Source organism: Pseudomonas sp. HN8-3 (assembly GCF_020790195.1).
In the GTDB taxonomy this organism is placed as follows: domain Bacteria; phylum Pseudomonadota; class Gammaproteobacteria; order Pseudomonadales; family Pseudomonadaceae; genus Aquipseudomonas; species Aquipseudomonas synxantha_A.
In genome coordinates, this window is record NZ_CP086206.1 from 5,522,168 (window position 1) to 5,548,426 (window position 26,259).

The 26,259-nt window shown below is 60.3% G+C and carries 23 protein-coding genes; 13 read left to right on the forward strand and 10 right to left on the reverse strand.

Going from position 1 to position 26,259, the window contains the following annotated elements; translation table 11 throughout:
* Positions 1–6: 6 nt before the first annotated feature.
* The 5 genes from LJX92_RS24665 to LJX92_RS24685 all read right to left on the reverse strand — a co-directional run bounded on the left by LJX92_RS24665 (position 7) and on the right by LJX92_RS24685 (position 6,978).
* A complete protein-coding gene (locus LJX92_RS24665; protein ID WP_032879074.1) occupies positions 7–1,227 on the reverse strand; it encodes an electron transfer flavoprotein subunit alpha/FixB family protein in 1,221 nt (406 codons plus the stop codon).
* Complete coding sequence (gene dgcB / locus LJX92_RS24670) at positions 1,227–3,167, reverse strand: dimethylglycine demethylation protein DgcB (RefSeq protein WP_148854077.1); 1,941 nt, start codon at positions 3,165–3,167, stop codon at positions 1,227–1,229. Before dgcB ends, LJX92_RS24665 begins: the two co-directional genes overlap by 1 nt.
* 174 nt (positions 3,168–3,341) lie before the next feature.
* Positions 3,342–5,402, reverse strand: a complete 2,061-nt coding sequence (gene dgcA, locus LJX92_RS24675) for a dimethylglycine demethylation protein DgcA (protein ID WP_032879068.1) — start codon at positions 5,400–5,402, stop codon at positions 3,342–3,344.
* A 15-nt stretch (positions 5,403–5,417) separates the two neighbouring features.
* On the reverse strand, positions 5,418–5,948 hold the full coding sequence (locus LJX92_RS24680) for a DUF5943 domain-containing protein (RefSeq protein ID WP_005792152.1): 531 nt from the start codon (positions 5,946–5,948) through the stop codon (positions 5,418–5,420).
* A gap of 52 nt (positions 5,949–6,000) precedes the next feature.
* Complete coding sequence (locus tag LJX92_RS24685; protein WP_005792153.1) at positions 6,001–6,978, reverse strand: dipeptidase; 978 nt, start codon at positions 6,976–6,978, stop codon at positions 6,001–6,003.
* A 218-nt stretch (positions 6,979–7,196) separates the two neighbouring features.
* Between LJX92_RS24685 and LJX92_RS24690 the strand changes: the two genes are divergently transcribed.
* The 3 genes from LJX92_RS24690 (at position 7,197) to LJX92_RS24700 (ending at position 8,761) form a co-directional block, all read left to right on the forward strand.
* A complete protein-coding gene (locus LJX92_RS24690; protein WP_005792155.1) occupies positions 7,197–7,598 on the forward strand; it encodes a lysozyme inhibitor LprI family protein in 402 nt (133 codons plus the stop codon).
* 94 nt (positions 7,599–7,692) lie between these two features.
* A complete protein-coding gene (locus LJX92_RS24695; RefSeq protein ID WP_032879060.1) occupies positions 7,693–8,307 on the forward strand; it encodes a hypothetical protein in 615 nt (204 codons plus the stop codon).
* 37 nt (positions 8,308–8,344) lie between these two features.
* Positions 8,345–8,761 carry a DUF3010 family protein gene (locus tag LJX92_RS24700; RefSeq protein ID WP_148854078.1) on the forward strand — a complete coding sequence of 139 codons (417 nt, stop codon included), beginning with the start codon at positions 8,345–8,347 and terminating at the stop codon, positions 8,759–8,761.
* A 31-nt stretch (positions 8,762–8,792) separates the two neighbouring features.
* On the opposite strand, the gene LJX92_RS24705 is transcribed toward LJX92_RS24700, so the two are convergent.
* Together LJX92_RS24705 and LJX92_RS24710 are read right to left on the reverse strand one after the other, a co-directional pair.
* Positions 8,793–9,971, reverse strand: a complete 1,179-nt coding sequence (locus tag LJX92_RS24705) for an ATP-binding protein (protein WP_228309059.1) — start codon at positions 9,969–9,971, stop codon at positions 8,793–8,795.
* A 68-nt stretch (positions 9,972–10,039) separates the two neighbouring features.
* A complete protein-coding gene (locus LJX92_RS24710) occupies positions 10,040–10,984 on the reverse strand; it encodes a GlxA family transcriptional regulator (protein ID WP_005792161.1) in 945 nt (314 codons plus the stop codon).
* 193 nt (positions 10,985–11,177) lie between these two features.
* Here LJX92_RS24710 and LJX92_RS24715 point away from each other — a divergent pair, with 193 nt between their 5' ends.
* The 5 genes from LJX92_RS24715 to LJX92_RS24735 all read left to right on the forward strand — a co-directional run bounded on the left by LJX92_RS24715 (position 11,178) and on the right by LJX92_RS24735 (position 15,083).
* Complete coding sequence (locus LJX92_RS24715) at positions 11,178–12,122, forward strand: choline ABC transporter substrate-binding protein (protein ID WP_032879054.1); 945 nt, start codon at positions 11,178–11,180, stop codon at positions 12,120–12,122.
* A gap of 73 nt (positions 12,123–12,195) precedes the next feature.
* A complete protein-coding gene (locus LJX92_RS24720) occupies positions 12,196–13,083 on the forward strand; it encodes a 3-keto-5-aminohexanoate cleavage protein (RefSeq protein ID WP_078822523.1) in 888 nt (295 codons plus the stop codon).
* A gap of 41 nt (positions 13,084–13,124) precedes the next feature.
* Entirely contained in the window at positions 13,125–14,090 is a 966-nt protein-coding gene (locus tag LJX92_RS24725; RefSeq protein WP_078822524.1) for an L-carnitine dehydrogenase, read from the forward strand.
* A 12-nt stretch (positions 14,091–14,102) separates the two neighbouring features.
* The gene (locus LJX92_RS24730) at positions 14,103–14,594 is read left to right on the forward strand and encodes a thioesterase family protein (protein ID WP_032879049.1); all 492 of its coding nucleotides are present in this window, start codon (positions 14,103–14,105) and stop codon (positions 14,592–14,594) included.
* Positions 14,595–14,819: 225 nt separating this feature from the next.
* A complete protein-coding gene (locus LJX92_RS24735; protein WP_032879047.1) occupies positions 14,820–15,083 on the forward strand; it encodes a hypothetical protein in 264 nt (87 codons plus the stop codon).
* A gap of 88 nt (positions 15,084–15,171) precedes the next feature.
* On the opposite strand, the gene LJX92_RS24740 is transcribed toward LJX92_RS24735, so the two are convergent.
* The gene (locus LJX92_RS24740; RefSeq protein WP_005792167.1) at positions 15,172–16,275 is read right to left on the reverse strand and encodes a GlxA family transcriptional regulator; all 1,104 of its coding nucleotides are present in this window, start codon (positions 16,273–16,275) and stop codon (positions 15,172–15,174) included.
* 445 nt (positions 16,276–16,720) lie between these two features.
* The gene (locus tag LJX92_RS24745) at positions 16,721–18,097 is read right to left on the reverse strand and encodes an L-serine ammonia-lyase (protein ID WP_032879045.1); all 1,377 of its coding nucleotides are present in this window, start codon (positions 18,095–18,097) and stop codon (positions 16,721–16,723) included.
* A 416-nt stretch (positions 18,098–18,513) separates the two neighbouring features.
* Between LJX92_RS24745 and LJX92_RS24750 the strand changes: the two genes are divergently transcribed.
* The 3 genes from LJX92_RS24750 to choV all read left to right on the forward strand — a co-directional run bounded on the left by LJX92_RS24750 (position 18,514) and on the right by choV (position 21,551).
* Entirely contained in the window at positions 18,514–19,461 is a 948-nt protein-coding gene (locus LJX92_RS24750; protein WP_032879044.1) for a choline ABC transporter substrate-binding protein, read from the forward strand.
* Between the two features lie 69 nt (positions 19,462–19,530).
* Positions 19,531–20,376 (forward strand): choline ABC transporter permease subunit, encoded by an 846-nt coding sequence (choW, locus tag LJX92_RS24755; RefSeq protein ID WP_003194913.1) that lies wholly within the window; start codon positions 19,531–19,533, stop codon positions 20,374–20,376.
* Positions 20,373–21,551, forward strand: a complete 1,179-nt coding sequence (gene choV, locus LJX92_RS24760) for a choline ABC transporter ATP-binding protein (RefSeq protein ID WP_005792170.1) — start codon at positions 20,373–20,375, stop codon at positions 21,549–21,551. Before choW ends, choV begins: the two co-directional genes overlap by 4 nt.
* A gap of 73 nt (positions 21,552–21,624) precedes the next feature.
* Here choV and LJX92_RS24765 read toward each other — a convergent pair whose 3' ends face one another.
* A complete protein-coding gene (locus tag LJX92_RS24765) occupies positions 21,625–23,559 on the reverse strand; it encodes a BCCT family transporter (RefSeq protein ID WP_228309931.1) in 1,935 nt (644 codons plus the stop codon).
* A 390-nt stretch (positions 23,560–23,949) separates the two neighbouring features.
* Here LJX92_RS24765 and betI point away from each other — a divergent pair, with 390 nt between their 5' ends.
* Positions 23,950–24,543: a transcriptional regulator BetI gene (gene betI / locus LJX92_RS24770; RefSeq protein WP_032879040.1), complete on the forward strand. Its 594-nt coding sequence runs from the start codon at positions 23,950–23,952 to the stop codon at positions 24,541–24,543.
* Positions 24,544–24,653: 110 nt separating this feature from the next.
* Positions 24,654–26,126 (forward strand): betaine-aldehyde dehydrogenase, encoded by a 1,473-nt coding sequence (gene betB, locus LJX92_RS24775; protein ID WP_032879038.1) that lies wholly within the window; start codon positions 24,654–24,656, stop codon positions 26,124–26,126.
* The last annotated feature ends 133 nt before the right edge of the window (positions 26,127–26,259 follow it).

Here is a 26,259-nt window from a genome sequence, read left to right on the forward strand (position 1 = left end):
ATGTCCCTAAGCTGCATCGCGCTTGGCGCCGTTGCGGTAGGCCTGCACCGCATCGATCAAGGCTTGCAGAATCGCGGCGCTTTCGCCGATCACCGACAGGTCGGCACGCTTGATCATGTCGCAGGTCGGGTCGAGGTTGATCGCCACCACCTTGTCGCAGGCCCCGATGCCTTGCAGGTGCTGGATCGCCCCGGAAATACCCACGGCCACGTACACCCGCGCCGTGACCCAGGTGCCGCTGGCGCCGACCTGACGATCACGCGCCATGAAGCCATCGTCCACCGCCACCCGCGACGCGCCCTCGGTGGCGCCCAGGGCTGCGGCGGTCTGGTGGAACAGCGCCCAGTCCTTCACGCCATTGCCACCGGAGAAAATGAATTCCGCTTCGGCCATGGGAATCGCCGCAGGATCCACCGCCACCGCCCCCAGGTCCTCGATACGCGACAAACTGCGCGCCAGGCTTGTGGATAACTCTACGGGCAGTACCTCATGCCGGGTCTCGCTGACCGGGTCGGCACACTCAACGGCCGCCAGGATCAGGCGCGGCAGCGGCCGGGCCAAATCTTGCTGGCCCGCCCCCGCACGGCCGATGCACTCATCGCCCTTGATTTGCCAAACGCGTGTCGCCGGGCGTTCCTTGAGGCTGGCGGCAAAGCGCCGACCCAATTCACCGCCGCCGCTGCGGCTGTCCGGCAGTAGCCAGTGGCGCGGATTGAACTGGTTATCCACAGCGCGCAGGCCTTGTACGCGTTGCTCCGGTGAATAACCGTCGAACGCGTGGCCGTCCAGTACCAGCAGGCGATCGACACCGGCAGTGGCGAAGGCGTTTTCCTTGTGTTCACCAAACACCACGGCCAGCACCGCGCCGTCGCTGCCAGCCAGTTGCCTGGCCAGGCCAAGCAAGTCACGGTCGTGGCTGCTCAAGCGGCCACCGACCATGTCCGGCACCACACTGATGTAGAACGCGGGCGTTGGCACCTGATGCAGTGGCAACTGTACCTCCACCGCCGCCGTACGCTTGGCCGCACCGCCCTGCTGGGCACCGCTGCGGTCAATACGCTTGATGCCGTTGGGGCCGATAAAACCGACACCGTGCACGTTTTTACGAATGATGCCGTTGGGCCCCATCCAGCTCTGCTGCACGGGCTGCATGGCCGCGTGCAAGGGGTGAAGACGGTTACGGGCGATCCATTCGGCCCGAGGGTCACGGCGAATAATGTCGCTCATCAATGCACCTCCGCGGGTTCACGTTTAGGCGCTTTTGCCGGCACAGGGTCTTCAAGCAAAGCGTCGGCCACAAGCTCGGCAATATCCTTGATCAATGGCCGCGGCTCGACCACACCTTCAAGCATCGCCGTACATTGCGGGCAGCCCACGGCCACCAGTTCGGCACCGGTTTCGCGGATGTCTTCCATGCGCATGTCGGGGATACGTTGCTTGCCGGGAATGTCAGTGATCGGCGCGCCGCCGCCACCGCCGCAGCAGCGCGAACGGAAGCCTGAGCGTTGCATTTCCTTGACCTCGATGCCCAACGCCCGCAGCACTTGGCGCGGTGCCTCGTATTCGCCGTTGTAGCGGCCCAGGTAACAAGGGTCGTGGTAGGTCACGCTGCTGCCTTTGTGCTGGCCCAGGTTGAGCGCGCCGTCGCCGATCAACTCGGCCATGAAGGTGCTGTGATGCTGTACGAAGTAATTGCCGTTGAAGGCGCCGTACTCGTTTTTCAGCACATGGAAACTGTGCGGGTCGCAGGTAACAATGCGCTTGAAGCTATATTTGCCCAACGTCTGGATATTGCGCGAGGCCAACAATTGGAAAGTTGCTTCATCGCCCAGACGCCGCGCTACGTCACCGCTGTCGCGTTCTTCCAGGCCGAGTACCGCAAAGTCCACCCCCGCCGCCTTGAGCACTTTGACAAACGCCCGCAGGGTGCGTTGGTTGCGCATGTCGAAGGCACCGTCGCCGACCCAGAACAGCACCTCGCAGCTGCCCTTGTCACTGAGCAACGGCAGGTTCAGGTCCGCCGCCCAGTTGAGGCGACCGCCCGGTGCGAAACCGCCAGGGTTGTCGGTGGCAATCAGGTTTTCCAGGACTTCGGCGCCCTTGTTCGGCGTGGCACCTTTTTCCAGGGTGAGGTGGCGGCGCATGTCGACGATGGCGTCAACGTGCTCGATCATCATCGGGCACTCTTCCACGCAGGCGCGGCATGTGGTGCACGACCACAACGTCTCGGCATCCACCAGGCCATTGACGATCGGCTGATGCGGGTTACCGCCGTGTTCGCCCACCGGTTTGCCTGGGTATGGGCTACCGGCGAACTTGGCATCGGTGCCACCGGCCAGGCCGACGACCATGTCTTGGATAAGCTTTTTCGGGTTCAGGGGCTGGCCGGCAGCGAACGCCGGGCACGCTGCTTCGCACTTGCCGCATTGCACGCAGGCGTCGAAGCCGAGCAACTGGTTCCAGGTGAAATCCTTGGGCTTTTCCACGCCAAGCGGCGCGGTTTTATCACTGAGGTCCAGCGGCTTCAGACCGGTGGAGCGGCCACCACCGAAGCGCTCGGCGCGGCGGTGCCAGGCCAGGTGCAGGGCACCCGCGAAGGCGTGCTTCATCGGCCCGCCCCAGGTCATGCCGAAGAACATTTCCGATACGCCCCACAGCACGCCCACGCTCAGCAGCGCAGCGAGCAGCCAGCCGCCAAAGTCAGCGGGCAGAATCCCGGCCACCGGCAAGGTCACCAGGAAAAAGCTCACCGAGAACGCCATCAGGCTTTTCGGCAGGCGCATCCATGGGCCCTTGGACAGGCGCGCAGGCGGATTGCGGCGGCGCAGGTACATGAAGATCGCGCCCACAAACATCAATGCCGAAGCCAGCAGCAAGGCATAGCCAAGAATGCGGTTCTGCAGGCCGAAGCCGTGCACCGCAATAGCCAGCAGCGCTGACAGCACAAAGCCCAGCGCCGTGGCGACGTGGGTATTGGCAATGTATTTGTCGCGGGCGACCACGTGGTGCAGGTCAACCATATAGCGCTTGGGCATGGCCAGAAGACCGCCCAGCAGATCGACTTTGGATGCACGCCCACGGCGCCACATGTTCACCCGGCGCAGGGCGCCGAGGACCGCAAGGCCCAAAGCGGCAAACAACAGAATAGGCAGCAAGGTGTTCAACATGATGAAGCTCCCACAGACCACACAGGTCTACTGTGAAACTGGCCTTGAAATGTGGGAGGGGGCTTGCTCCCGATGGCGGAGTGTCAGTTGATACTGTTGTAGCTGACCCACCGCTATCGGGGGCAAGCCCCCTCCCACATTTGAACCGAGTCCACTTTTTGGTTCGGTGTCGGCTTAGAAATCCTTGCACAAGCGCAGGGCGTCGTAGATTGCGGCGTGGGTATTGCGCTGGGCCACACAGTCACCAATGCGGAACAGCAAGTACCCTTCACCCGCTTCGCTCAGGCATGGCTGCGGCTTGATCGCAAACAGCGCTTCGACGTCGATCTGGCCCTTGTTGCGTGAGCCTTCCTTGAGCCCGTAGTAAAGGGCCTCGTCCGGGCGTACGCCGTTCTCTACCACCACCTGGTCGACCACACGCTCCTCTTTGGCGCCGGTGTATTCGTTTTCCAGCACTGCCACCAGCTTGTCGCCCTCGCGATAGACCTTTTCCAGCATCATGTCGCCGGTCATGATCACTTCCTTGGGGTACATGCTGCGGTAGTACGTCGGGAACGACGTACCGCCAATCGCCACACCAGGCTTGATGTCGTCGGTGACGATTTCCACCTGGCAGCCTTTGTCGGCCAGGAAGTCCGCCACCGACATGCCGGTGAACTCGCAAATGGTGTCGTACACCAGCACGTTCTTGCCCGGCGCGACTTTGCCGTCAAGCACATCCCAACTGCTCACCACCAAGCCTTCGGCGGCGCCCCAATGTTCGTTCTGTTCGATGAACGGATGCCCGCCCACCGCCAGCACCACCACATCCGGACGCAGGTCCAGGATGGTCTCGGCATCCGCCGCCACGCCCAGGCGCAGGTCGACTTTCAAGCGCGCCAACTCCAGCTGGTACCAGCGAGTGATACCGGCGATCTGGTCGCGCTGCGGCGCTTTCGAAGCGGTGGTGATCTGCCCGCCGATGAACTCTTTTTTCTCCAACAGGGTCACGTCGTGGCCGCGTTCGGCGGCGACACGTGCAGCCTCCATACCGGCGGGGCCTGCGCCCACCACGACCACTTTGCGCTTGGCCCCGGTGGTTTTCTCGATGATGTGCGGCACGCCCATGTATTCACGGGAGGTCGCGGCGTTCTGGATGCACAGCACGTCCAGGCCTTGATACTGGCGGTCGATGCAGTAGTTGGCGCCCACGCATTGCTTGATCTGGTCGATCTGGCCCATCTTGATCTTGGCAATCAGGTGCGGGTCGGCGATGTGCGCACGGGTCATGCCGACCATGTCCACATAGCCGCCTTCGAGGATGCGCGTGGCCTGGTTCGGGTCCTTGATGTTCTGCGCGTGCAGCACCGGAACCTTGACCACTTCCTTGATCCCGGCTGCCAGGTGCAGGAACGGCTCCGGTGGGTAACTCATGTTCGGGATCACGTTGGCCAGGGTGTTGTGGGTGTCGCACCCCGAGCCCACCACGCCGATGAAGTCGAGCATACCGGTGTCGTCGTAATACTTGGCGATCTGCTTCATGTCCTCATGGGACAAGCCGTCCGGGTGGAACTCGTCACCGCACAGGCGCATGCCCACGCAGAAGTCATCGCCTACTTCGGCACGCACGGCCTTGAGCACTTCCAGGCCGAACTTCATGCGGCCTTCAAAGCTGCCGCCCCATTCGTCGGTACGCTTGTTGACCCGCGGGCTCCAGAACTGATCGATCATGTGCTGGTGCACGGCAGACAGCTCGACGCCATCCAGGCCACCGGCCTTGGCACGACGCGCCGCCTGGGCGTAGTTGCCGATCACGCGCCAGATTTCTTCCGGCTCGATGGTCTTGCAGGTGGCACGGTGCACCGGCTCACGCACGCCGGACGGCGACATCAGGGTCGGCCAGTTAAAGCCGTCCCAGCGTGAGCGACGGCCCATGTGGGTAATCTGGATCATGATCTTGGCGCCATGCTTGTGCATGGCGTCGGCCAGGTTCTGAAAGTGCGGGATGATGCGGTCGGTGGACAGGTTCACCGAGCTCCACCACTCCTGGGGGCTGTCGATGGCCACCACCGAGGAGCCGCCGCAGATCGCCAGGCCGATACCGCCCTTGGCTTTCTCTTCGTAGTACTTCACATAGCGGTCGGTGGTCATGCCGCCGTCGGTGGCATACACCTCGGCGTGGGCGGTACTGAGCACGCGGTTGCGGATGGTCAGCTTGCCGATCTGGATCGGCGCAAACATTGCTTCGAAAGCCATGGCACGGTCCTCGGCTTACAACGGTTTGACGGTGAACAGGCCATCGTCGTGGCCCTCTTCGGAGCCTCCGTAGACTTGTTCGGCGACAGTGCGGATCTTGCTGCCACGGGCCTCAAGAATCTGGTCCATGGCACCGGCAAACCAGCCGGTGAACATGTAGTCGACTTTGCGCCCGACCTTTCCGTACACGTAGACGAACGCCGAGTGCTCAAGCTTGACGCTGGCGGTGCCTTTATCCAGGTCGATGTCCTGGATCTTGAACAGGCCCCAGCCACGTTGCGACAGGCGCTTCATGTAGTGTTCGAACACCGCGACGCCTTCCAGGCCGTGGCACTCGGCTTCTTTCTCACACCAGTGCCAGGCGGATTTGTAGCCGGCCTTGTAGAGGATCTCGGCGTAGGCATCAGCGCCCAGCACTTCTTCGATACCCATGTGGTTGTTGACGAAGAAATGGCGCGGCACGTACAGCATGGGCAGGGCGTCGGAGGTCCAGACACCGGTTTCGCTGTCGACTTCGATTGGCAATTGCGGGGCGATCTTGGCCATGGAAACTTAACTCCAGAAAAATTCGTTGTGGTGTTGCCGATAGGTGTCTGGCTTATTCGCCCCAGACGTCCTTCAAGACGTTGACCCAGTTCTCGCCCATGATCTTGCGTACCACGCGCTCGGGGTGGCCACGCTTGAGCAGGGTCTCGGTGAGGTTGGGGAATTCACCCACGGTGCGGATGCCCAGCGGGTTGATGATCTTGCCGAAGCTGGTCAGGCGGCGGGCGTAGCCCTTGTCATGGGTAAGCATTTCGAAGAAATCCTGGCCATGCCCCTGGGTGAAGTCGGTGCCGATGCCGATGGCGTCTTCGCCGACGATATTCATGGTGTATTCGATGGCTTCGGCGTAGTCGTCGATGGTCGAATCGATGCCCTTGGCCAGGAACGGCGCGAACATGGTCACGCCGACAAACCCACCGTGGTCGGCGATGAACTTGAGTTCTTCATCGGACTTGTTACGCGGGTGTTCCTTAAGCCCGGACGGCAGGCAGTGGGAATAGCACACCGGCTTTTTCGATTCGAGGATGACTTCTTCGCTGGTCTTGGAACCGACGTGAGACAGGTCGCACATAATGCCGACACGGTTCATCTCGGCGACGATTTCGCGCCCGAAGCCCGACAACCCGCCGTCGCGCTCGTAGCAGCCGGTGCCCACCAGGTTCTGGGTGTTGTAGCACATCTGCACCACGCCAACGCCGAGCTGCTTGAAGATCTCGACATAGCCGAGCTGGTCTTCAAACGCATGGGCATTCTGGAAGCCGAAGATGATGCCGGTCTTGCCCTGTTCCTTGGCACGGCGGATGTCGGCGGTGGTTTTCACCGGGATCACCAGGTCACTGTTCTCGCGGATCAGGGTCTGGCTGGCGACGATGTTATTGATCGTGGCCTGGAAGCCTTCCCACACCGACACCGTGCAGTTGGCGGCGGTGAGGCCGCCTTTGCGCATGTCTTCGAACAGGTCGCGGTTCCACTTGGCAATAATCAGACCGTCGATAACGATGCTGTCGGCGTGCAACTCGGCTGGGCTCATCAGGCGTCCCCTTATTGGCGATTCATGCGCCGAATCGTCTGCCGGCGCTTTGGGGCCAGCATATGCCCAGGGACAACCCGAGCCGGGTGCAAAAACGACAGGGGAATTGCCGAAAGCGTCAATCCACGACAAAGGCTGTGTAGACATGCCTGACGGGCGGCTGTTCTTTGTCTTACGCTTGAGCCAGAATTGCGCATCACGTGATATGAGACGGCGCAATGAAATCGATTTTCCTGGCTTTGGCACTCATCGCAACCGGCGTTCACGCAGCCGAAGACACCGACAGCACGCCGTGCGACGGCATCGAAAACGACAAACAGACCCTGGCCTGCGCCGCCTACAACAAAACCACCGCCGAGCAATTGCTCAAGGATAACTATCAGGGCCTGCTGGAGCGCATGGCTTCAACCTACGGCAGCGACAAGACCAAACTGGCCGACATTACCGCCCGTCTGAAGGACGCCCAGCAGAAATGGGAAAAACTGCGCGATGCCGATTGCGCGGTGGACACCTTCCCGGCGGTCAATGGCAGCAAGGAGTATGCGATTGCGCAGAATGATTGCCTGGCGCGGATGAGTGATGAGCGGTCGGAGTTTTTGGAGTCGATTGGGCAGGAGTGATTTGCGCACCCTATTGGCCAAGCAAGTCCCACGCTGCTTTTGCGCGCTCGTCAAATTTAACGATGCTTTCCCTCTCAAGGATGAGTACTGAACAATGCAATGGTTTCCTACCCCTCCCACCGACAACCTGTACAAATTTGCCGCTGTTTGCGGCTTGCTGATGCTCGGCGGCGCGCTGTTTGCCATCCTGTCATTGGCTTACCTGGATTATCGAATCGAAGTACAGACCAACGCGTCTCTGGACAACTTTTCAAACCAGCATAATCAGAGATTATTCGAAAACCGCATCACCGCTCTTAAAGAGGGTGACACCGAGAAAGACTATATCCCGCAGCTTTCAAAGAAATTAAATAACGATCCGGATTTTTTAGCAGCTGCATTGAAAATCCAGTCAGAGCTGAAGGCCGGCTACAAACCTGCTGATCCTGACACCCTCGATCTTGTATTTAACTTCGTACGTGCTCGAGAGGCGCTTTCATTGATCGCCCTCGTCATATACGCCCTCGTCGCATCATGGCTAACCGTATTTGGCCTAAGCGGCTGGCGCAAAAAAATCCACGGGCCAAACGAGCGCCAAAATGAACTCGACGAAGAAATCAAGAAAGCCAGTTTGTTGAAATTGCACATTGAGATCTCTCAAATGCAGCCCATGAGCGAAACCGTAAAGAAGCTGTTTGAGCTTGGCGGTATCATGCGCCCCGATAAATAACTTACCCATGAGCATTTTCTGGGGCGCGGAGCATTCCATGACTACTTGCGGCATCGAAATCAAAGGCAGCGAAGCCATCATCGCCCTCGCCGCTCTGGACAACCAGGCACTGACCCACATCGCCCTGGCCACCAAGAAAATCGCCCTTGATGACGACGATGAAGCGGCCAACGTCAAAGCCTTCGCCGCCCAGGTAAAGGCCTTCGTGCAGGCGAACGCCATTACCCGTATCGCGATCAAGAAGCGCAGCAAAAAAGGCGAGTTTGCCGGCGGCCCGACGACGTTCAAGATTGAAGGGGTGTTTCAGTTGCTGGACGGGGTGGAGGTGACGCTGCTGTCGCCGCAGACCATCAATGCACAGAACAAGAAGCACACCTTTGATCTGCCCGCGACGCTGAACAAGTACCAGCATGAAGCCTACAAGGCGGCATGCTCGGCTCTGGTAAAGAAATAAGCCACACCCGCTCTCTTTAGGAGCCGGCCTTTTAGCGCGGTGCAGGGTTCTTGTGTTGCAGCCAGTCACCGAAGGTTTTGTCCTCCAGGGCATAGCCGCCTCGGCTCGACTTCCACACCAGTTCCTTATCGCGCAGGGCATCGATGCAGGCCTGGATGGTCTGGGTACCCGGCACCACGTCGCTACCCATCTTTTCCAGCGCCTTGCTGACAGCCGTGAGGGTGCTATCGGTGAATGGCGCGAAGGGTTCGTTGTTTTGAGAACGCTCCACCATCACCTCCAGCACGGCGCGCTGAGGGATGGTCAGGGCGTTCCAGGCGCTTTCGAACTCGGTCCATACACCCGCGCGCAGCAGTTCTGCACGACTGTGCAGCAGTTGGCCCAGATTGCTCGCCTCGCCCAGCTCCAATGCGACTTCACCGATGATCGTGCGCAACATCTCGGGACGCCGACCTACCCGCTCAAACGCCTCATCAATATCAGCCGCGTTGAATTGGTTGTTCTTGGCCAGGTGCGCGTTGAGGTGCGCGGTGTAGGCCTGGGTGAACGCTTTGCCCAGCAGCGGAAACGGCGTGATGCTGGAACCGAAGAATGGCTGGCTTTTACCCAATACCAAATGGGCGAGCTTGTCGCGATTGGATCCGGTAAACACCAGGCGCAAACCGCTGCCCTCCTCGTAACGGCCTTGGTTGAGCTGATCCCGGGCAGCCTTCAACGCGAACATCGCATTGATACCTGATTCGGTGGTTAATGCGTGCTGTGCTTCGTCAATCACCAGCACAACGGGTTTTCCTGCAGCCCTATGGAGCAATTCCAACGCTTGGGTCAGCGTCGCACCGACAGGCAATTGTGGCTTGGTAAAGTCCCAGGAAAGCGTACGCAGAAAGCTTAGTTTCTCGATGCCAATGTTCTTTGCCAGTTTGCGAATGCCCTTTTCAAACGGCACCAACCCCCCCGCAATGGCACTCGCGATCAGCTCGGCGGGGTCTTTTTCCTTGTTGGCCCACAGGTCGACATACACCGCCAGCCAGCCCCGGAGCTGACATTCCGGAATCAGGTCCTCGCGCAGAAAGGTGCTTTTGCCCGTGCGTCGGGGCGCCGCAAGAAACAGGCCGGAGGTGAAATCCTGAATACCGGCCCCCACCAGGCCATCGGCAATACTGCTTGCCAGGGTGGGGCGGCGAAACACAAAGCCGCTGTGCGTGGACATGGTTTTACACTCAATTATGGAAAGGACTATAAATTATATCGATAAGTATAATTGACTATAATTGTCCGTCAAACCACCTCCCGTCGCCGATCCTCCCTAGGACACTTGGCAAACCTGGCGCGATAGCTGCGGGTGAAATAGGACGGCGACTCAAACCCACACGCAATGCTCACCTCCAGCACACTCATGTCGCTCTGGCGCAGCAGTTTCCGAGCTTTCTCCAGGCGCAGGCCGAGATAGAAGTTGCTCGGGGTGTCGTTCAGATGCAGACGAAACAGGCGCTCCAGTTGACGCCGGGTGACCTTGATCGCGTCGGCCAGGGCCAGGGTGCTCAGGGGCGGTTCGGTGTGTTGCTCCATTTCGCCGATCACGTGCACCAGTTTCTTGTTGTTGATGCCGTAGCGCGTGGCGATCTGCATGCGCTGGTGGTCTTTGCGTGGGCGTATACGGCCGAGCACGAATTGCTCCGAGACCTGGACCGCCAGTTCCGAGCCGTGGGCCTGGGCGATCAGATCGAGCATCAAGTCGATGGACGCGGTGCCGCCGGCGCAGGTAATGCGGCGACGGTCGATCTCGAACAGTTCCTGAGTCACGCTCAACTGCGGATAGGCTTCCTTGAAGGCGTCGATGGCTTCCCAGTGCAGGGTCAGGCGGTGGCCATCGAGCAGCCCCGCTTCGGCCAGCACACAGGCGCCGGTGTCGATGGCGCCCAAGGTCACGCCGTCGTGATCGAGGCGACGCAGCCAATGCTCCAGCGCCGGGGTGGAGCATTGCAAAGGCTCGAAACCGGCCACCACTAATAATGTGGCGCCTTTTTCCAGCGGCTCCAGCGCGGCGTCGGCGTTGACCGACATACCGTTGCTCGCCAGCACCGCACCGCCATCTGCACTCAATATGTGCCAGCGGTACAACTCGCCACGAAAGCGGTTGGCGACCCGTAACGGTTCCAAGGCCGAGATAAAACCGATGGCCGAAAAACCCGGCATCAGCAAGAAGTAGAAATCCTGGGACATGGTGGCGCTCTCGTGGGGCGGGCAGCGTGGCACTGTGATACTCCCGTTGATGCACGGATTCAAGGGGACAGGTCGCTGCAGTGCAAGAGCCGGTCGCCGTCGTGCGCTTTGTGGTTCGCCAAGCTGCGTAACGTGGCGTCACGGTGCACAAAGACACCGGCCCCCACAATAACGACCTGCCGAGGGACCCACCATGAACCGACTGATCCGCCGTTGCGTACTTGCACTCAGCGCCAGCGCCGTTTTGAGCACTAACGCCATGGCAGCGGATGCCGCTTCATGCCAGAACGTACGCATGGGCGTGGTGAACTGGACCGACGTGATCGCCACCAGCGCCATGACTCAAGTGCTGCTCGACGGCCTCGGCTACAAGACCAAACAAACCAGCGCCTCCCAGCAAATCATCTTCGCCGGTATCCGCGACCAACGCCTGGACCTGTTCCTGGGCTACTGGAACCCGCTGATGACCCAGACCATCACGCCGTTTGTCGAGGCCGGGCAGGTCAAGGTCCTGGATAAACCCAGCCTGGAAGACGCGCGCGCCACCCTGGCGGTGCCGACTTATCTGGCGGACAAGGGCCTGAAGACCTTCGCTGACATCGCCAGGTTCCAGAAAGAGCTGGGCGGCAAGATCTACGGCATCGAGCCTGGCTCGGGTGCCAATACCCAGATCAAGGCGATGATTGCCAAGAACCAGTTTGGCCTGGGCAAGTTCCAACTGGTGGAGTCCAGCGAAGCCGGCATGTTGGCCGCCGTGGACCGCGCCGTGCGCCGCAAGGAAGCCGTGGTGTTCTTTGGTTGGGCGCCGCACCCGATGAACGTGAATGTGGCGATGACCTACCTCACCGGCAGCGAAGACGCCCTGGGGCCGAACGAAGGCCGGGCCAGCGTATGGACCGTCACGTCGCCAACCTACGCCGAGCAGTGCCCCAACGTGCACACGCTGCTGACCAACCTGACGTTCACCGCCGCCGACGAGAGCCGCATGATGCAGCCGCTGCTCGATCACAAGGATGCCCTGGAATCCGCCAGGCAGTGGCTCAAGGATCACCCTCAAGACCAGCAGCGCTGGCTGGAGGGCGTGACCACGTTCGATGGCAAACCCGCAGCCGCCAACCTGAAACTCACCAGCAAATAACCTTCTCCGAATCACCGTTTCGCGGCCACTTGCGACCGCGAACGGCACCACCACGCCTGTAAGGAACCGCCTCATGAACCACGACGTCATCATCACCTGCGCACTCACCGGTGCTGGCGACACGACCGCCAGAAGCCCGCACGTGCCGGTCACCCCCAAACAAATTGCCGCCGCCGCAGTAGAAGCCGCCAAGGCCGGCGCCACCGTGGTGCACTGCCATGTACGCGACCCGCACACCGGCAAATTCAGCCGCGATGTAGCCCTGTACCGTGAAGTGATGGAGCGCATCCGCGAGGCCGACATCGACATCATCGTCAACCTCACCGCCGGTATGGGCGGCGACCTGGAAATCGGTGGCGGCGAGAACCCGATGGACTTCGGCCCCAACACTGACTTGGTCGGCCCACTGACCCGCCTGGCGCATGTGGAGGAGCTGCTGCCGGAGATCTGCACCCTGGACTGCGGCACCCTCAACTTCGGCGACGGCGACACCATTTACGTGTCCACCCCGGCGCAACTGCGGGCCGGCGCCAAGCGTATCCAGGCCCTGGGCGTAAAGGCCGAGCTGGAAATTTTCGACACCGGCCACCTGTGGTTCGCCAAGCAGATGATCAAGGAAGGGCTGCTCGATAACCCGCTGTTCCAACTGTGCCTGGGCATTCCCTGGGGCGCACCGGCCGACACCACCACCATGAAAGCCATGGTCGACAACCTGCCCGCCGACGCGGTGTGGGCAGGGTTCGGGATTGGTCGCATGCAAATGCCGATGGCCGCGCAAGCGGTGCTGCTGGGCGGCAATGTACGGGTGGGCCTGGAAGACAACCTGTGGCTGGACAAAGGCGTGCTCGCCACCAACGGCCAGTTGGTGGAACGCGCCCGTGAAATCCTCAGCCGGCTGGGTGCGCGGGTCATGACCCCGGCCGAGGGCCGAATCAAGATGGGCCTGACCAAACGCGGTTAAACATGTGGGAGGGGATCCCCGAACTCTTTAGGAATGTGCCAATGAGCTTTATCACTGACATCAAAACCTTCGCTGCCTTGGGCAGCGGTGTTATCGGCAGCGGTTGGGTATCCCGTGCCCTCGCCCACGGCCTGGATGTGGTCGCCTGGGACCCTGCCCCCGGTGCCGAAGCAGCCTTGCGCAAACGCGTCGCCAATGCTTGGGGTGCGCTGGAAAAACAAGGCCTGGCAGCAGGTGCCTCCCAGCATCGGCTGCGCTTTGTCAGCACCATCGAGGAGTGCGTCAAGGACGCCGACTTCATTCAGGAAAGCGCCCCGGAACGCCTGGAGCTCAAGCTGCAGTTACACAGCCAGATCAGCGCGGCGGCCAAGCCGAATGCGTTGATCGGTTCGAGCACGTCCGGGCTGTTGCCAAGCGAATTCTATGAAGGTTCGACCCATCCGGAACGCTGCGTGGTCGGCCACCCGTTCAACCCGGTTTACCTGCTGCCCTTGGTGGAGGTGGTGGGCGGCAAGCGCACTGCGCCAGAAGCGATCCAGGCGGCCATCAAGGTGTATGAATCCCTCGGTATGCGCCCGCTGCATGTGCGCAAGGAAGTGCCCGGTTTTATTGCCGACCGGCTGCTCGAAGCGTTGTGGCGCGAGGCGCTGCACCTGGTCAATGACGGCGTGGCCACCACCGGCGAAATCGATGACGCGATTCGCTTTGGCGCCGGCTTGCGCTGGTCGTTCATGGGTACCTTCCTCACCTACACCCTGGCAGGCGGTGATGCCGGTATGCGGCACTTCATGGCGCAATTCGGCCCGGCGTTGCAGTTGCCATGGACCTACCTGCCAGCACCGGAGCTGACCGACAAGCTGATTGACGACGTTGTCGATGGCACTAGCGATCAGTTGGGCCAACACAGCATTTCGGCGCTGGAGCGCTATCGTGATGATTGCCTGTTGGCAGTGCTTGAGGCGGTGAAAACCACCAAGGCCCGGCACGGCATGACCTTCGCCGAATAAAGGGAACCGATAATGCCCGCATTGACCACCTATACCACCCGAGTCCTTCCCGACTGGGTGGACTACAACGGCCACCTGCGCGACGCGTTCTACCTGCTGATCTTCAGCTACGCCACCGACGCGCTGATGGACACCCTGGGCCTGGACAGCGACAACCGTGAAGCCAGCGGCCACTCATTGTTCACCCTGGAGCTGCATCTGAACTACCTGCACGAAGTGAAACTGGGCGCCGAGGTTGAAGTGCACACCCAACTGATCGCCCATGACGCCAAGCGCCTGCACCTGTATCACAGCCTGCACCGGGTGGGCGATGACAAGGAACTGGCCGGCAATGAACAGATGCTGCTGCACGTCGATCTGGCCGGGCCGCAAGCTACACCGTTCACCGAGGCCACGCTGCAACGGCTCGACGCGATCAGCGCTGCACAGGCCGAGCTGCCAAGGCCCGCCCTGCTTGGCCGTGTCATCGGTTTGCCGGCAAAAAAAGCCCCGAGCCAGCCGTGACTGGATCGGGGCAGAGGGGCCTTGTGTGAGCTGTGCATCTGGAGGGTGACCAAACCGTCAAGCTGCGTGCCTGGGATCAGTGTGCCTATTAACCGTATTGCCAAGTGACCCGAAAACGACCTGTTCATAGCCATCCAAGCCATTGCTCGATTCTGCTCTTGCCCACCCAGCGGGGGCCAACCAGAATCCAGGTCAATCCCTGTTCCCTACACCAGGATAAACGTCATGATGCACGCGGATTTGATTGACCAGGATGACCTGCTGAGCCAACTGCGCTCGCTGGGTTTTGAAGTATCCAGCGGTACCACCGCCGAGCAGGCGTGTGAATGTGCGGTGCGCGGTTTGAGCGAGGCGCGGGCCAAGGCGCTCAAGGGCATGGTTGAAAAAATGTACAGCGGCAGTGCGACGATTTTACCGGCGGTACGCCAGGCGATCGACAAGCAGTTGTTGCCGGCGCTGATGCAATTCAAACAGAACTCCGGCGCCTGAAAATACCGCTATCGCAGGCAAGCCAGCTCCCACAGGAGAACGCATTCCAAGGTGGGAGCTGGCTTGCCTGCGATGCAGACGACTCGGTTTAGAGCCTTACACTGGCAAACGTCGACTCGTTTCTGGCCTGGCTCAACGCCGACATCGGCCCCGACAACGGTGACAACACCAGTGCCTGCGGAATCGGCATCATCGCCACTTGCTGGGTAGTGTTGGAGCCGACACGTTCATCGCGTGGCGGTATGCCGAAGTATTCGCGGTAGCACTTGGAGAAGTGCGGCGTGGACACGAACCCGCACACCGACGCCACTTCGATGATCGACATCGGTGTTTGCTTGAGCAACTGCCGCGCACGGATCAGGCGCAGCTTGAGGTAATAACGCGACGGCGAGCAGTGCAGGTATTTCTGGAACAGCCGCTCCAACTGGCGGCGCGACACGGCGACATACACCGCCAGTTCATCCAGGTCGATCGGCTCTTCCAGGTTGGCTTCCATGAGCGCGACGATTTCCTGCAGCTTCGGCTGGTTGGTGCCGAGCATGTGCTTGAGCGGCACGCGCTGGTGATCCTGTTCGTTGCGGATGCGTTCGTAGACGAACATCTCGGAGATGGCAGCCGACAATTCACGGCCGTGGTCGCGGCTGATCAGGTGCAGCATCATGTCCAACGGCGCAGTGCCGCCGGAGCTGGTGAAGCGGTTGCGGTCGAGCGTGAACAGACGCGTGCTCATCGCGACGCGCGGGAAGGCTTCCTGCATCGACGCCAGGCATTCCCAATGCACGCTGCAATCAAAACCGTCGAGCAAACCCGCGCAAGCCAGCGCCCAACTGCCGGTACACACGGCACCCAGGCGACGGGATTGACGCGCCTGGCTTTGCAGCCACGACACATGCTCACGGGTGACCGTGCGCTGGATACCCACACCGCCACAGACGATGACCGTGTCCAGCGCCGGCGCTTTGTGCATGGAGGCGTCCGGGGTGATTTGCAGGCCGTCGCTGGCCCATACCTGGTTGCCGTCCACGCTCAGGGTTGTCCAGCGGTACAGCTCGCGGCCGGACAACTGGTTGGCCATGCGCAGGGGTTCCACGGCCGACGCCAGTGAAATCAGCGTGAAATTGTCCAGCAGCAAAAAGCCGATGGATTGAGGCGCACGGTTCTGGGGTTGGGCCCCGGAGTTGAACGACGTCATCGCGGTATCTCCTCACACAAAGCGGGTGATGGCCTCAGGCGAGGCTCTTGTTATTGCGCTCATCCCCTGCGAGGGGAGAGAGGCTTTGAATTGACAGAGCAAATGCCATGCCGAAAATTGAATGGCTATTCAATAACTCCTGAAAACGACCTGTTGATGCGTCTATATAAGCCCGCGCGTGGGGTGCGGGATATGACGTGAGAAGGGTGCTACTCAAAGCGTGTGAGCAAATCGGTAGCACTTGTGGGAAGGCACTTTGCGGGCGTAGGACATGTCTGTCACCCAAAGCACAATGCGCAGGTGACGAGAGGGAAATCGTTTGGTAGCTACTTATCTGTTTGCGACGCGCTAAAAGGTGGCGTTTTTTGATCTGGTGTTCACTTTATGAGCAATTGTGTCTGCACTATTGCTATCGGGGGCAAGCCCCGATGCAGGCGACTGGGTCTCAGCACTCAACCGCACTCACCGCCAACCCACCGCGTGATGTCTCTTTGTACTTGTCATGCATATCGGCCCCGGTATCACGCATGGTGCGGATCACCCGGTCCAGGGAGATAAAGTGCTGGCCGTCGCCACGCAGGGCCATTTGCGCCGCGTTGATGGCCTTCACCGCCGCAATCGCATTGCGCTCGATACACGGCACCTGTACCAGGCCGCCGACCGGGTCGCAGGTCAGGCCGAGGTTATGTTCCAGGCCGATTTCAGCGGCGTTGCACACCTGCTCCGGCGTGGCACCTAGAATCTCCGCCAAGCCAGCTGCGGCCATCGCGCAAGCCGAGCCTACTTCACCCTGACAGCCGACTTCAGCACCGGAGATCGAAGCGTTCTTCTTGCACAAGATACCTACCGCCGCCGCGCCGAGCATATAGTCGACCACGTTGGCTTCGGTGACCTCCTCACTGAACTTCATGAAGTAGTGCAGCACTGCCGGGATGATCCCCGCCGCGCCATTGGTGGGCGCCGTCACCATGCGCCCACCGGCGGCGTTTTCTTCGTTGACCGCAAGGGCGAACAGGTTGACCCACTCCATGGCGCTCAAGGTCGAGCCGATCACATTGGGTTTGCCCAGCTCTTGCAAACTGCGATGCAACTTGGCGGCGCGACGGCGCACATTGAGGCCGCCGGGCAGGATGCCTTCGTGCTTGAGGCCCTGCTCCACGCAATCCTGCATGGCGCGCCAGAGTTTCATCAGGCCGCTGCGGATTTCTTCTTCGGAGCGCCAAGTCTTTTCGTTCGCCAGCATCAGTTCGGCGACGCGCAGGTTGTGGGTCTTGCACAGCTGCAACAGCTCCACCGCACTGGAAAAATCGTAAGGCAATTCGGTGCGGTCCATATCGGCCACGCCGCTTTGGGCCTGGGCCTCATCCACCACAAAGCCGCCGCCGACCGAATAGTAGGTATCGCGATGCAGTTCGCCGTCATCACCCCATACCACCAGGGTCATGGCGTTGGGGTGGAACGGCAGGTTCTCGTCGAGCAAGCGCATGTCCCGCGCCCACACAAATGGCACCGGCAAGCGGCTGTCCAGCAACAGGGTGTCGGTTTCACGCAAGGTTTGAATGCGTACGCCGATTTGCGAGGGGTCGATTGCGTCCGGCCACTCGCCCATCAGGCCCATGATGGTTGCGGTGTCACTGCCATGGCCGATGCCAGTGGCAGACAACGAGCCGTACAGTTGCACTTCGACACGCCGAACCCGTTCCAACAGTTCACGCTCACGCAACGCCTGCACGAACAACGCCGCGGCGCGCATGGGGCCCACGGTGTGAGAACTCGAAGGCCCGATGCCGATCTTGAACAGGTCGAAAACGCTGATAGCCATTAACGTGTAACTCCTCGATAAGCGCGGGCCGGGCTTGAACGAGGTGCTACGCTCAGATCGCCCAGATGGCGGCATCATCAAGCTTTTGTTGCTCGCCACGGCGTCTCACACCGACGCATCCATGCTCACCAGCGTCGCTCGCGTGCGAACGCCTGTTTTGGCCGTTTTTTGCGGTGCAGATGGGTAAAAACAGCAGTTTTACCTTGGGAAAAAGCTGTAAGCGACGTCATCGGTACTGGATGCGACCCTCCCTGTACTGGATACGACGCCCCCTGTAGGCGTCAGATTTTCACTGGTACATGATCAGTCTCGACTCGTTTGCAAGGCACCGCGCCAGAGCTGTTCTCGCACGCTCCAACCGCAACACTTATAAAGCGCGGCGAATGCCGCCAGAAAAGACACAGGAGTCTACCCCGATGAAAGGTTCACCCTCGTTGTTGTTGGCCGCCATGCTGAGTCTGCCCGTCATGGCACACGCCGCAGAACCGGAACAGTGCAAGACCGTCAACTTCTCCGATGTCGGCTGGACCGACATCACCGTCACCACCGCGACCACCAGCGAAATCCTCAAGGGCCTGGGCTACAAACCGCGCACCACGATGATTTCGGTACCGGTGACCTACAAGTCTCTGGCCGACGGCAAGAACATGGACATCTTCCTCGGCAACTGGATGCCGACCATGGAAAACGACATCAAGCAGTACCGTGATGCCGGCACCGTGGAAACCGTGCGCGCCAACCTGGAGAACGCCAAGTACACCCTGGCAGTCCCACAGGCGCTGTACGACAAGGGCCTGAAAGACTTCGCCGATATCGCCAAATTCAAGGATGAGCTGGGCGGCAAGATCTACGGCATCGAGCCGGGCAACGACGGCAACCGCACTATCCAGACACTGATCGACAAAGACGCCTTCGGCCTCAAGACCGCCGGCTTCAAGGTGGTCGAGTCCAGCGAAGCCGGGATGCTCTCCCAGGTTGAACGCGCCTCCAAGCGCAACCAGGCCATTGTGTTCCTCGGCTGGGAACCGCACCCGATGAACACCCGCTTCAAGATGAAGTACCTGACCGGCGGCGACGATTCGTTCGGCCCCAACTATGGCCAGGCCACCATCTACACCAACACCCGCAAGGGCTACACCCAGGAATGCAGCAACGTCGGCCAGTTGCTGAAAAACCTGGTGTTCACGCTGGACATGGAAAGCACCCTGATGGGTAACGTCCTGGACGACAAGATGAAGGCCGACGCCGCCGCCAAGGCCTGGCTGCAGAAGAACCCGCAAGTGCTCGACACCTGGCTCGCCGGTGTCACCACCGTCGATGGCAAACCAGGGCTCGATGCCGTCAAAGCTTACCTCGCCAAATAGCACCCGCTGACCCCGGGCCGGTGCGCTGGCCCGGGATGTTTTCCCCTTCGCATGTGGACATTCACTACCATGCTGACTGAACAGAAAATCCCTCTAGGCCAGTACATCGCTGCCTTCGTCGACTGGTTGACCCAACACGGTGCCAACTATTTCGACGCAATCGCATCGACACTGGAAACGATGATCCACGGCGTGACGTTTGCGCTGACCTGGTTCAATCCGCTGGCATTGATCGGTCTGATTGCGCTGCTGGCTCACTTTATTCAACGCAAATGGGGCCTGACGGTGTTTGTCATTGCCTCCTTCCTGCTGATCCTCAACCTGGGGTACTGGCAGGAAACCATGGAAACCCTCGCGCAGGTGCTGTTCGCCACCCTGGTCTGCGTGGTCATCGGCGTGCCGCTGGGTATTGTTGCCGCGCACAAGCCGATGTTCTACACCATGATGCGGCCGGTGCTCGATCTGATGCAGACCGTACCGACCTTCGTCTACCTCATCCCTACCCTGACCCTCTTCGGGCTGGGTGTGGTGCCCGGGCTGATTTCCACGGTGGTGTTCGCGATTGCCGCGCCGATCCGCCTGACCTACCTGGGTATCCGCGATGTGCCGCAAGAGCTGATGGACGCCGGTAAAGCCTTTGGCTGCTCGCGCCGCCAGTTACTCTCGCGCATCGAGTTGCCCCACGCCATGCCGAGCATCGCCGCCGGCATTACCCAATGCATCATGCTGTCGTTGTCGATGGTGGTGATCGCCGCGCTGGTGGGTGCCGACGGCCTCGGCAAGCCGGTGGTCAACGCACTGAACACCGCTGACATCGCCCTGGGCTTTGAAGCGGGCCTGGCGATCGTCTTGCTGGCCATCATGCTCGACCGTATCTGCAAACAACCCGACGCTAAAGTAGGGGGTGATGCATGAGCATTATCCGATTCGACAATGTCGACGTGATCTTTTCCAAAGACCCACGCGAAGCGCTCAAGCTGCTGGACCAGGGCATGAGCCGTAACGAAATTCTGAAGAAGACCGGGCAGATTGTCGGCGTTGAAAAGGCCAGCCTGGATATCGAGAAAGGCGAGATCTGTGTGCTGATGGGCTTGTCGGGTTCCGGCAAGTCGAGCCTGCTGCGCTGCATCAACGGCCTCAACACCGTCAGCCGTGGCCAACTGTTTGTAGAGCATGAAGGTCGCCAGATCGACATCGCCTCCTGCACCCCCGCCGAGTTGAAAATGATGCGCACCAAACGCATCGCCATGGTATTCCAGAAGTTCGCCCTGATGCCTTGGCTGACGGTACGCGAGAACATCAGCTTCGGCCTGGAAATGCAGGGCCGTCCGGAGAAGGAACGGCGCACGCTGGTGGATGAAAAGCTTGAACTGGTGGGCCTGAGCCAATGGCGCAACAAGAAGCCCGACGAGCTGTCCGGCGGTATGCAGCAACGCGTCGGCCTGGCCCGCGCCCTGGCGATGGACGCCGATATCCTGCTGATGGACGAACCCTTCTCGGCCCTCGACCCGCTGATTCGCCAAGGTTTGCAGGATGAGCTGCTGGAGCTGCAACGCAAGTTGAGCAAGACCATCGTGTTCGTCAGCCACGACCTGGATGAAGCGCTGAAACTGGGCAGCCGTATCGCGATAATGAAAGACGGCAAGATCATCCAGTACAGCGTGCCGGAAGAGATCGTGCTGAACCCGGCGGACGACTATGTACGCACCTTCGTCGCCCACACCAACCCACTGAACGTGCTGTGCGGACGCAGCCTGATGCGCACGCTGGACAACTGCAAGCGCGTGAACGGTTCGGTGTGCCTTGATCCGGGTGGTGACTCGTGGCTGGACCTGGCCGAAGGCAACACCATCCAGGGCGCACGCCAGAATGGCGTGGCGATGAACCTGCAGAATTGGGCGCCGGGGCAAGCGGTGGAAGGTCTGGGCCGGGTGCCGACGCTGGTGGACTCCAACATCGGTATGCGCGATGCGTTGCAGATTCGCTACCAGACGGGGAACAAGCTGGTGTTGCATGACAACAACAAGGTGGTGGGGATCTTGGGTGACAGTGAGCTCTACCATGCCCTCTTAGGCAAGAACCTGGGCTAGCAAACACTGCAAAGCAAAATGTGGGAGGGGGCTTGCCCCCTCCCACATTCAAAGCACCACCAGGCTTCAACTATCAGCTATAGACACGGCCAAGGAGCTGCCGATGGCTTTCAAACTGATCGAGCACATCCCGGGTGATCTGTTCCTGGGTGAAGCCCATCAGGTCGTATTCCTGAGGCCCGTTGTGCAGGTACACCTCGGCACGGTAATAACGGGTGCGCTCTTCTTCAGGCAAGTCAGCCGGCGCCGACGAGTAAGCATCCAGGCTCACTTCGTAGACAAACGGGTTGCCCTCTTCCATCTCGATGCGCACACCAATGCAGCGCTTGGATTTGCCCAACAGTGTCTGCACTTCCAAACCTTGCTCACGCAGCGCAACCGCCGCTTCTTCCAGCGCCGGCGTTACGTGCTTGTCCATAAAGCGTTGCACGGTGGCCTGGCTCGGTTGCAGGTCCAGCGCCGTCAAGCGCTCGCTGAACCCACGACGCCCGCGTTCAGCCAGTTGCGCCTGCTCCTGTTCGATGGCCACGTCCTGGCGCATCGCCTTGTGCAAACCGAACATAAAGAAGATCAGCACCACCGAGAACGGCAGCCCTGCCAGCACTACCATGGTTTGCATGGCTTCGAAGTTGCCGGCAAACAACAGACCGATCGTCACCAGCGTAATGACCGCCGACCAGAAGATCCGCAACCAGTGCGGCGCATCTTCGTCCACATTGCCGCCTTTGCAGGACAGATTGGCCATCATCACCGCGCCGGAATCCGCCGGGGTCAGGAACAACACAAAGCCCACGAAGATCGATACGCCGATAACAATTTTCGATGCTGGGTAATGCTCAAGCAGTTGGTAGATGGCCATGGACGGCTGCTCCAGAGCCGTCTTGCCCAACTCCACCGCCCCGTGGTTCAACACCAGGTCCAGGGCCGAGTTACCGAAGATCGACAGCCACGCCAGGGTAAAGCCCAGCGGGATAAGCAATACGCCCGCCACCAGTTCACGCACGGTACGGCCACGGGAAATACGCGCGATGAACATGCCCACAAATGGCGCCCAGGAAATCCACCAGGCCCAGTAGAACAGGGTCCACAGGCCCATCCAGCGCTCGGTCTTGTCGGCGTCGCCTTCGTACACATACAGGTCGAAGGTTTTCAGAATGATGCCGTTGAGGTAATCGCCGGTGTTCTGCACCAGGCCGTTGAGCAGGTGCAGGGTCGGGCCGAACAGCAGCACAAAAATCAGCAAGCCGCTGAACAGCACGATGTTGAGGTTGGACAGGCGGCGAATGCCGTTCTCCACGCCCGATACAGCAGCGATGGTCGCTACGGTGCTCATCACGATGATCACGATCAGCAAGTTAGTGTTGCTGTGCTCCATGCCGAACAGGTTTTCCAACCCCGAGGACACCTGCATCGAGCCGATACCCAGGTTGGTCACCAGCCCCAGCAAGGTGACGAACATGCCGAAACCGTCCACCGCATGGCCGGCCGCGCCTTTCACCCAACGCTCGCCCACCAATGGGTACAGCGCCGAACGCAAGGCCAGCGGCTGGTTATGGCGGTAGGCAAAGTACGCCACGGCCAAACCGACCAACGCATAGATCGCCCAGCCGTGCAGCCCCCAGTGCAGAAAGGTCAGTTGCAGCGCCTGGCGTGCCGCGCCATTGCTGGCCGCTGCGCCTTCGGGCGGGTTGAAGTAGTGGTCCAGCGGCTCGGACGCACCGAAATACAACAGCGAAATGCCGATGCCCGACGAGAACAACATGCCGGCCCAGGCGCCGTAGCTGAAGTCCGGGGTATCGTCCTTACTACCCAGTTTCAATTTCCCGTAGGACGAAAACGCCAGACCGACCACAAACACCAGGTAGGCGGCGATAACCACCATGTAGTACCAGCCGAAGCTTTTCGACAGCCACGCCTGGGCTACGCCGAGCAGGCGCCCGGCCTCCTGCGGGGCGATGATCAGAATGGCGGTCAATATCAGAATCAGCGCGGTGGAGGTGTAGAACACCCAACCGTTGACCCGGACCTTTTCCGGCGGGGTCTTTATAAGAGAGGCAGAACTCATGGCGCAGATGCTCCAGGCAGTGCGAGAGAGAAACACAAGGCAACGGTTATCCCGGGACATCGATTTTTCGGCAGTCGACGGACGGGTGTTATAAAGACACCCCGAAAATTCTTGAGCCCGCCGAAGCGGTGATCAGGCTCTGAAGTGGCCTGTTTCAAGGGTTTTTGCAGGTGTCAGAGGTTGCAGCTCGCAGGTAGGAAATATCTGTAGGCAGCGACCATTTGTCGCAGATCTTATTCTTTGTTGATTGAACGTTCAATCAAAACAAAATAGACTGGCCCTCAAGCCGACGGACGTGGATCGCCCATCGGCAGGCCTAAGGAGAGGTGCTACATGCCCAAGGTCGGTATGCAACCCATACGCCGCCAGCAGTTGATCGAAGCCACTTTGACGGCCATCGATCAGGTCGGAATGGGAGATGCCAGCATTGCGCTGATTGCGCGGCTGGCCGGCGTCTCGAACGGCATCATCAGTCACTACTTTCAGGACAAGAACGGCCTGATCGCAGCGACCATGCGCTACCTGATGAATGCGTTGATCGAGAACGTCCACGAACGCAGGCGTGCCTTGAAGGAAGACAGCCCACGGGCACACCTTCAGGTGATCATCGAAGGCAACTTCGACGCCAGCCAGGTCAATGGCCCGGCAATGAAAACCTGGCTGGCCTTCTGGGCCACCAGCATGCACCACCCGTCATTGCACAGGTTGCAGCGGATCAACGATCACCGTCTGTATTCCAACCTGTGTTGCCAGTTCCGCCGTGCGATGCCGTTACCCGAGGCACGCAGCGCAGCCCGCGGCCTGGCGGCTTTGATCGACGGTTTGTGGTTGCGCGGCGCCCTGTCGGGAGACGCTTTCGACACGGAGCAAGCGCAACGGATCGCTTACGAATATATGGATTTCCAATTGGCCAAGCAGGTGAGTTAGAGCACTTATAAACGCTCAACCCCTGAACGTCCGCCGCTCAGTGTTGCCACAACTCCATGGCCCACTGTACGGCGGGTAACGCCAACCACTTATGCACTTGCGAGGACTTTATGGCCCGTTTCGACCTGCAAAAACTCTACATTGACGGCGGCTACAGCGACGCTGGCAGCGATGCCACCTTCGAAGCCATCAACCCGGCTAACGGTGAAGTTCTCGCCCAAGTGCAACGCGCCACGAAAGAAGACGTCGAGCGTGCCGTGGTCAGCGCTGAAAAGGGCCAGAAAATCTGGGCTGCCATGACCGCCATGGAGCGTTCGCGCATCCTGCGTCGTGCTGTCGACATCCTGCGCGAGCGCAACGATGAACTGGCCGCCCTGGAAACACTGGACACCGGTAAAGCCTTCTCCGAAACCAAATACGTCGACATCGTCACCGGCGCCGACGTGCTGGAATACTACGCAGGCCTGGTGCCAGCCATCGAAGGCGAGCAGATCCCGCTGCGCGACACCTCCTTCGTCTACACTCGCCGCGAGCCGCTGGGTGTAGTCGCCGGTATCGGCGCGTGGAACTACCCGATCCAGATCGCCCTGTGGAAATCCGCCCCGGCCCTGGCCGCCGGCAACGCGATGATCTTCAAGCCAAGCGAAGTCACCTCGCTGACCACCCTGAAACTGGCCGAGATCTACACCGAAGCCGGCGTTCCGGCTGGTGTGTTCAACGTACTGACTGGCAGCGGCCGTGAAGTCGGCACCTGGTTGACCGAGCACCCGCGCATCGAGAAAGTCTCGTTCACCGGCGGCACCGACACCGGCAAGAAAGTCATGGCCAGCGCCTCGAGCTCGTCGCTCAAGGAAGTGACCATGGAACTGGGCGGCAAGTCGCCACTGATCGTGTTCGAAGACGCCGACCTGGATCGCGCCGCCGATATCGCGATGATGGCCAACTTCTACAGCTCCGGCCAGGTCTGCACCAACGGCACTCGTGTGTTCGTGCCCAAGCATCTGCAAGCTGCGTTTGAAGCCAAGATTGTCGAGCGCGTTGCGCGCATCCGTGTCGGCGACCCGCAGGACGACAACACCAACTTCGGCCCGCTGGTCAGCTTCGCCCACATGGAAAGCGTGCTGGGCTACATCGCCAAAGGTAAGGAAGAAGGCGCCCGCCTGCTGTGCGGCGGCGATCGTCTGACCGATGGCGACTTCGCCAAAGGCGCCTTCGTGGCTCCGACCGTGTTCACCGACTGCACCGATGACATGACCATCGTGCGTGAAGAAATCTTCGGCCCAGTGATGAGCATCCTCACCTACGAGACCGAAGAAGAAGTGATCCGTCGCGCCAACGACACCGACTTCGGTCTGGCTGCCGGCCTGGTGACCAAGGACCTGAACCGCGCCCACCGCGTGATTCATCAACTGGAAGCGGGTATCTGCTGGATCAACGCCTGGGGCGAGTCCGACGCCAAGATGCCGGTCGGTGGTTATAAGCAATCCGGTGTGGGCCGTGAGAACGGGATCAGCTCGCTGAACAACTTCACCCGCATCAAATCGGTACAGGTTGAGCTGGGCGATTACGCCTCGGTGTTCTAACACCCGAGCCTTGTATTGCCTGTAAGGCCGCCATCGGGGGCAAGCCCCCTCCCACCTTTGACTGTGTGAACCCGATCAAATGTGGGAGGGGGCTTGCTCCCGATGAGGCCCGACCTGACTAGACTTCAAAGAG

Bases quoted from the DNA above. Each gene is read 5' to 3' on its own strand.
- LJX92_RS24665 (WP_032879074.1), bottom strand. From the start codon at position 1,227: ATGAGCGACATTATTCGCCGTGACCCTCGGGCCGAATGGATCGCCCGT.
- dgcB (WP_148854077.1), bottom strand. From the start codon at position 3,167: ATGTTGAACACCTTGCTGCCTATTCTGTTGTTTGCCGCTTTGGGCCTT.
- dgcA (WP_032879068.1), bottom strand. From the start codon at position 5,402: ATGGCTTTCGAAGCAATGTTTGCGCCGATCCAGATCGGCAAGCTGACC.
- LJX92_RS24680 (WP_005792152.1), bottom strand. From the start codon at position 5,948: ATGGCCAAGATCGCCCCGCAATTGCCAATCGAAGTCGACAGCGAAACC.
- LJX92_RS24685 (WP_005792153.1), bottom strand. From the start codon at position 6,978: ATGAGCCCAGCCGAGTTGCACGCCGACAGCATCGTTATCGACGGTCTG.
- LJX92_RS24690 (WP_005792155.1), top strand. From the start codon at position 7,197: ATGAAATCGATTTTCCTGGCTTTGGCACTCATCGCAACCGGCGTTCAC.
- LJX92_RS24695 (WP_032879060.1), top strand. From the start codon at position 7,693: ATGCAATGGTTTCCTACCCCTCCCACCGACAACCTGTACAAATTTGCC.
- LJX92_RS24700 (WP_148854078.1), top strand. From the start codon at position 8,345: ATGACTACTTGCGGCATCGAAATCAAAGGCAGCGAAGCCATCATCGCC.
- LJX92_RS24705 (WP_228309059.1), bottom strand. From the start codon at position 9,971: ATGTCCACGCACAGCGGCTTTGTGTTTCGCCGCCCCACCCTGGCAAGC.
- LJX92_RS24710 (WP_005792161.1), bottom strand. From the start codon at position 10,984: ATGTCCCAGGATTTCTACTTCTTGCTGATGCCGGGTTTTTCGGCCATC.
- LJX92_RS24715 (WP_032879054.1), top strand. From the start codon at position 11,178: ATGAACCGACTGATCCGCCGTTGCGTACTTGCACTCAGCGCCAGCGCC.
- LJX92_RS24720 (WP_078822523.1), top strand. From the start codon at position 12,196: ATGAACCACGACGTCATCATCACCTGCGCACTCACCGGTGCTGGCGAC.
- LJX92_RS24725 (WP_078822524.1), top strand. From the start codon at position 13,125: ATGAGCTTTATCACTGACATCAAAACCTTCGCTGCCTTGGGCAGCGGT.
- LJX92_RS24730 (WP_032879049.1), top strand. From the start codon at position 14,103: ATGCCCGCATTGACCACCTATACCACCCGAGTCCTTCCCGACTGGGTG.
- LJX92_RS24735 (WP_032879047.1), top strand. From the start codon at position 14,820: ATGATGCACGCGGATTTGATTGACCAGGATGACCTGCTGAGCCAACTG.
- LJX92_RS24740 (WP_005792167.1), bottom strand. From the start codon at position 16,275: ATGACGTCGTTCAACTCCGGGGCCCAACCCCAGAACCGTGCGCCTCAA.
- LJX92_RS24745 (WP_032879045.1), bottom strand. From the start codon at position 18,097: ATGGCTATCAGCGTTTTCGACCTGTTCAAGATCGGCATCGGGCCTTCG.
- LJX92_RS24750 (WP_032879044.1), top strand. From the start codon at position 18,514: ATGAAAGGTTCACCCTCGTTGTTGTTGGCCGCCATGCTGAGTCTGCCC.
- choW (WP_003194913.1), top strand. From the start codon at position 19,531: ATGCTGACTGAACAGAAAATCCCTCTAGGCCAGTACATCGCTGCCTTC.
- choV (WP_005792170.1), top strand. From the start codon at position 20,373: ATGAGCATTATCCGATTCGACAATGTCGACGTGATCTTTTCCAAAGAC.
- betI (WP_032879040.1), top strand. From the start codon at position 23,950: ATGCCCAAGGTCGGTATGCAACCCATACGCCGCCAGCAGTTGATCGAA.
- betB (WP_032879038.1), top strand. From the start codon at position 24,654: ATGGCCCGTTTCGACCTGCAAAAACTCTACATTGACGGCGGCTACAGC.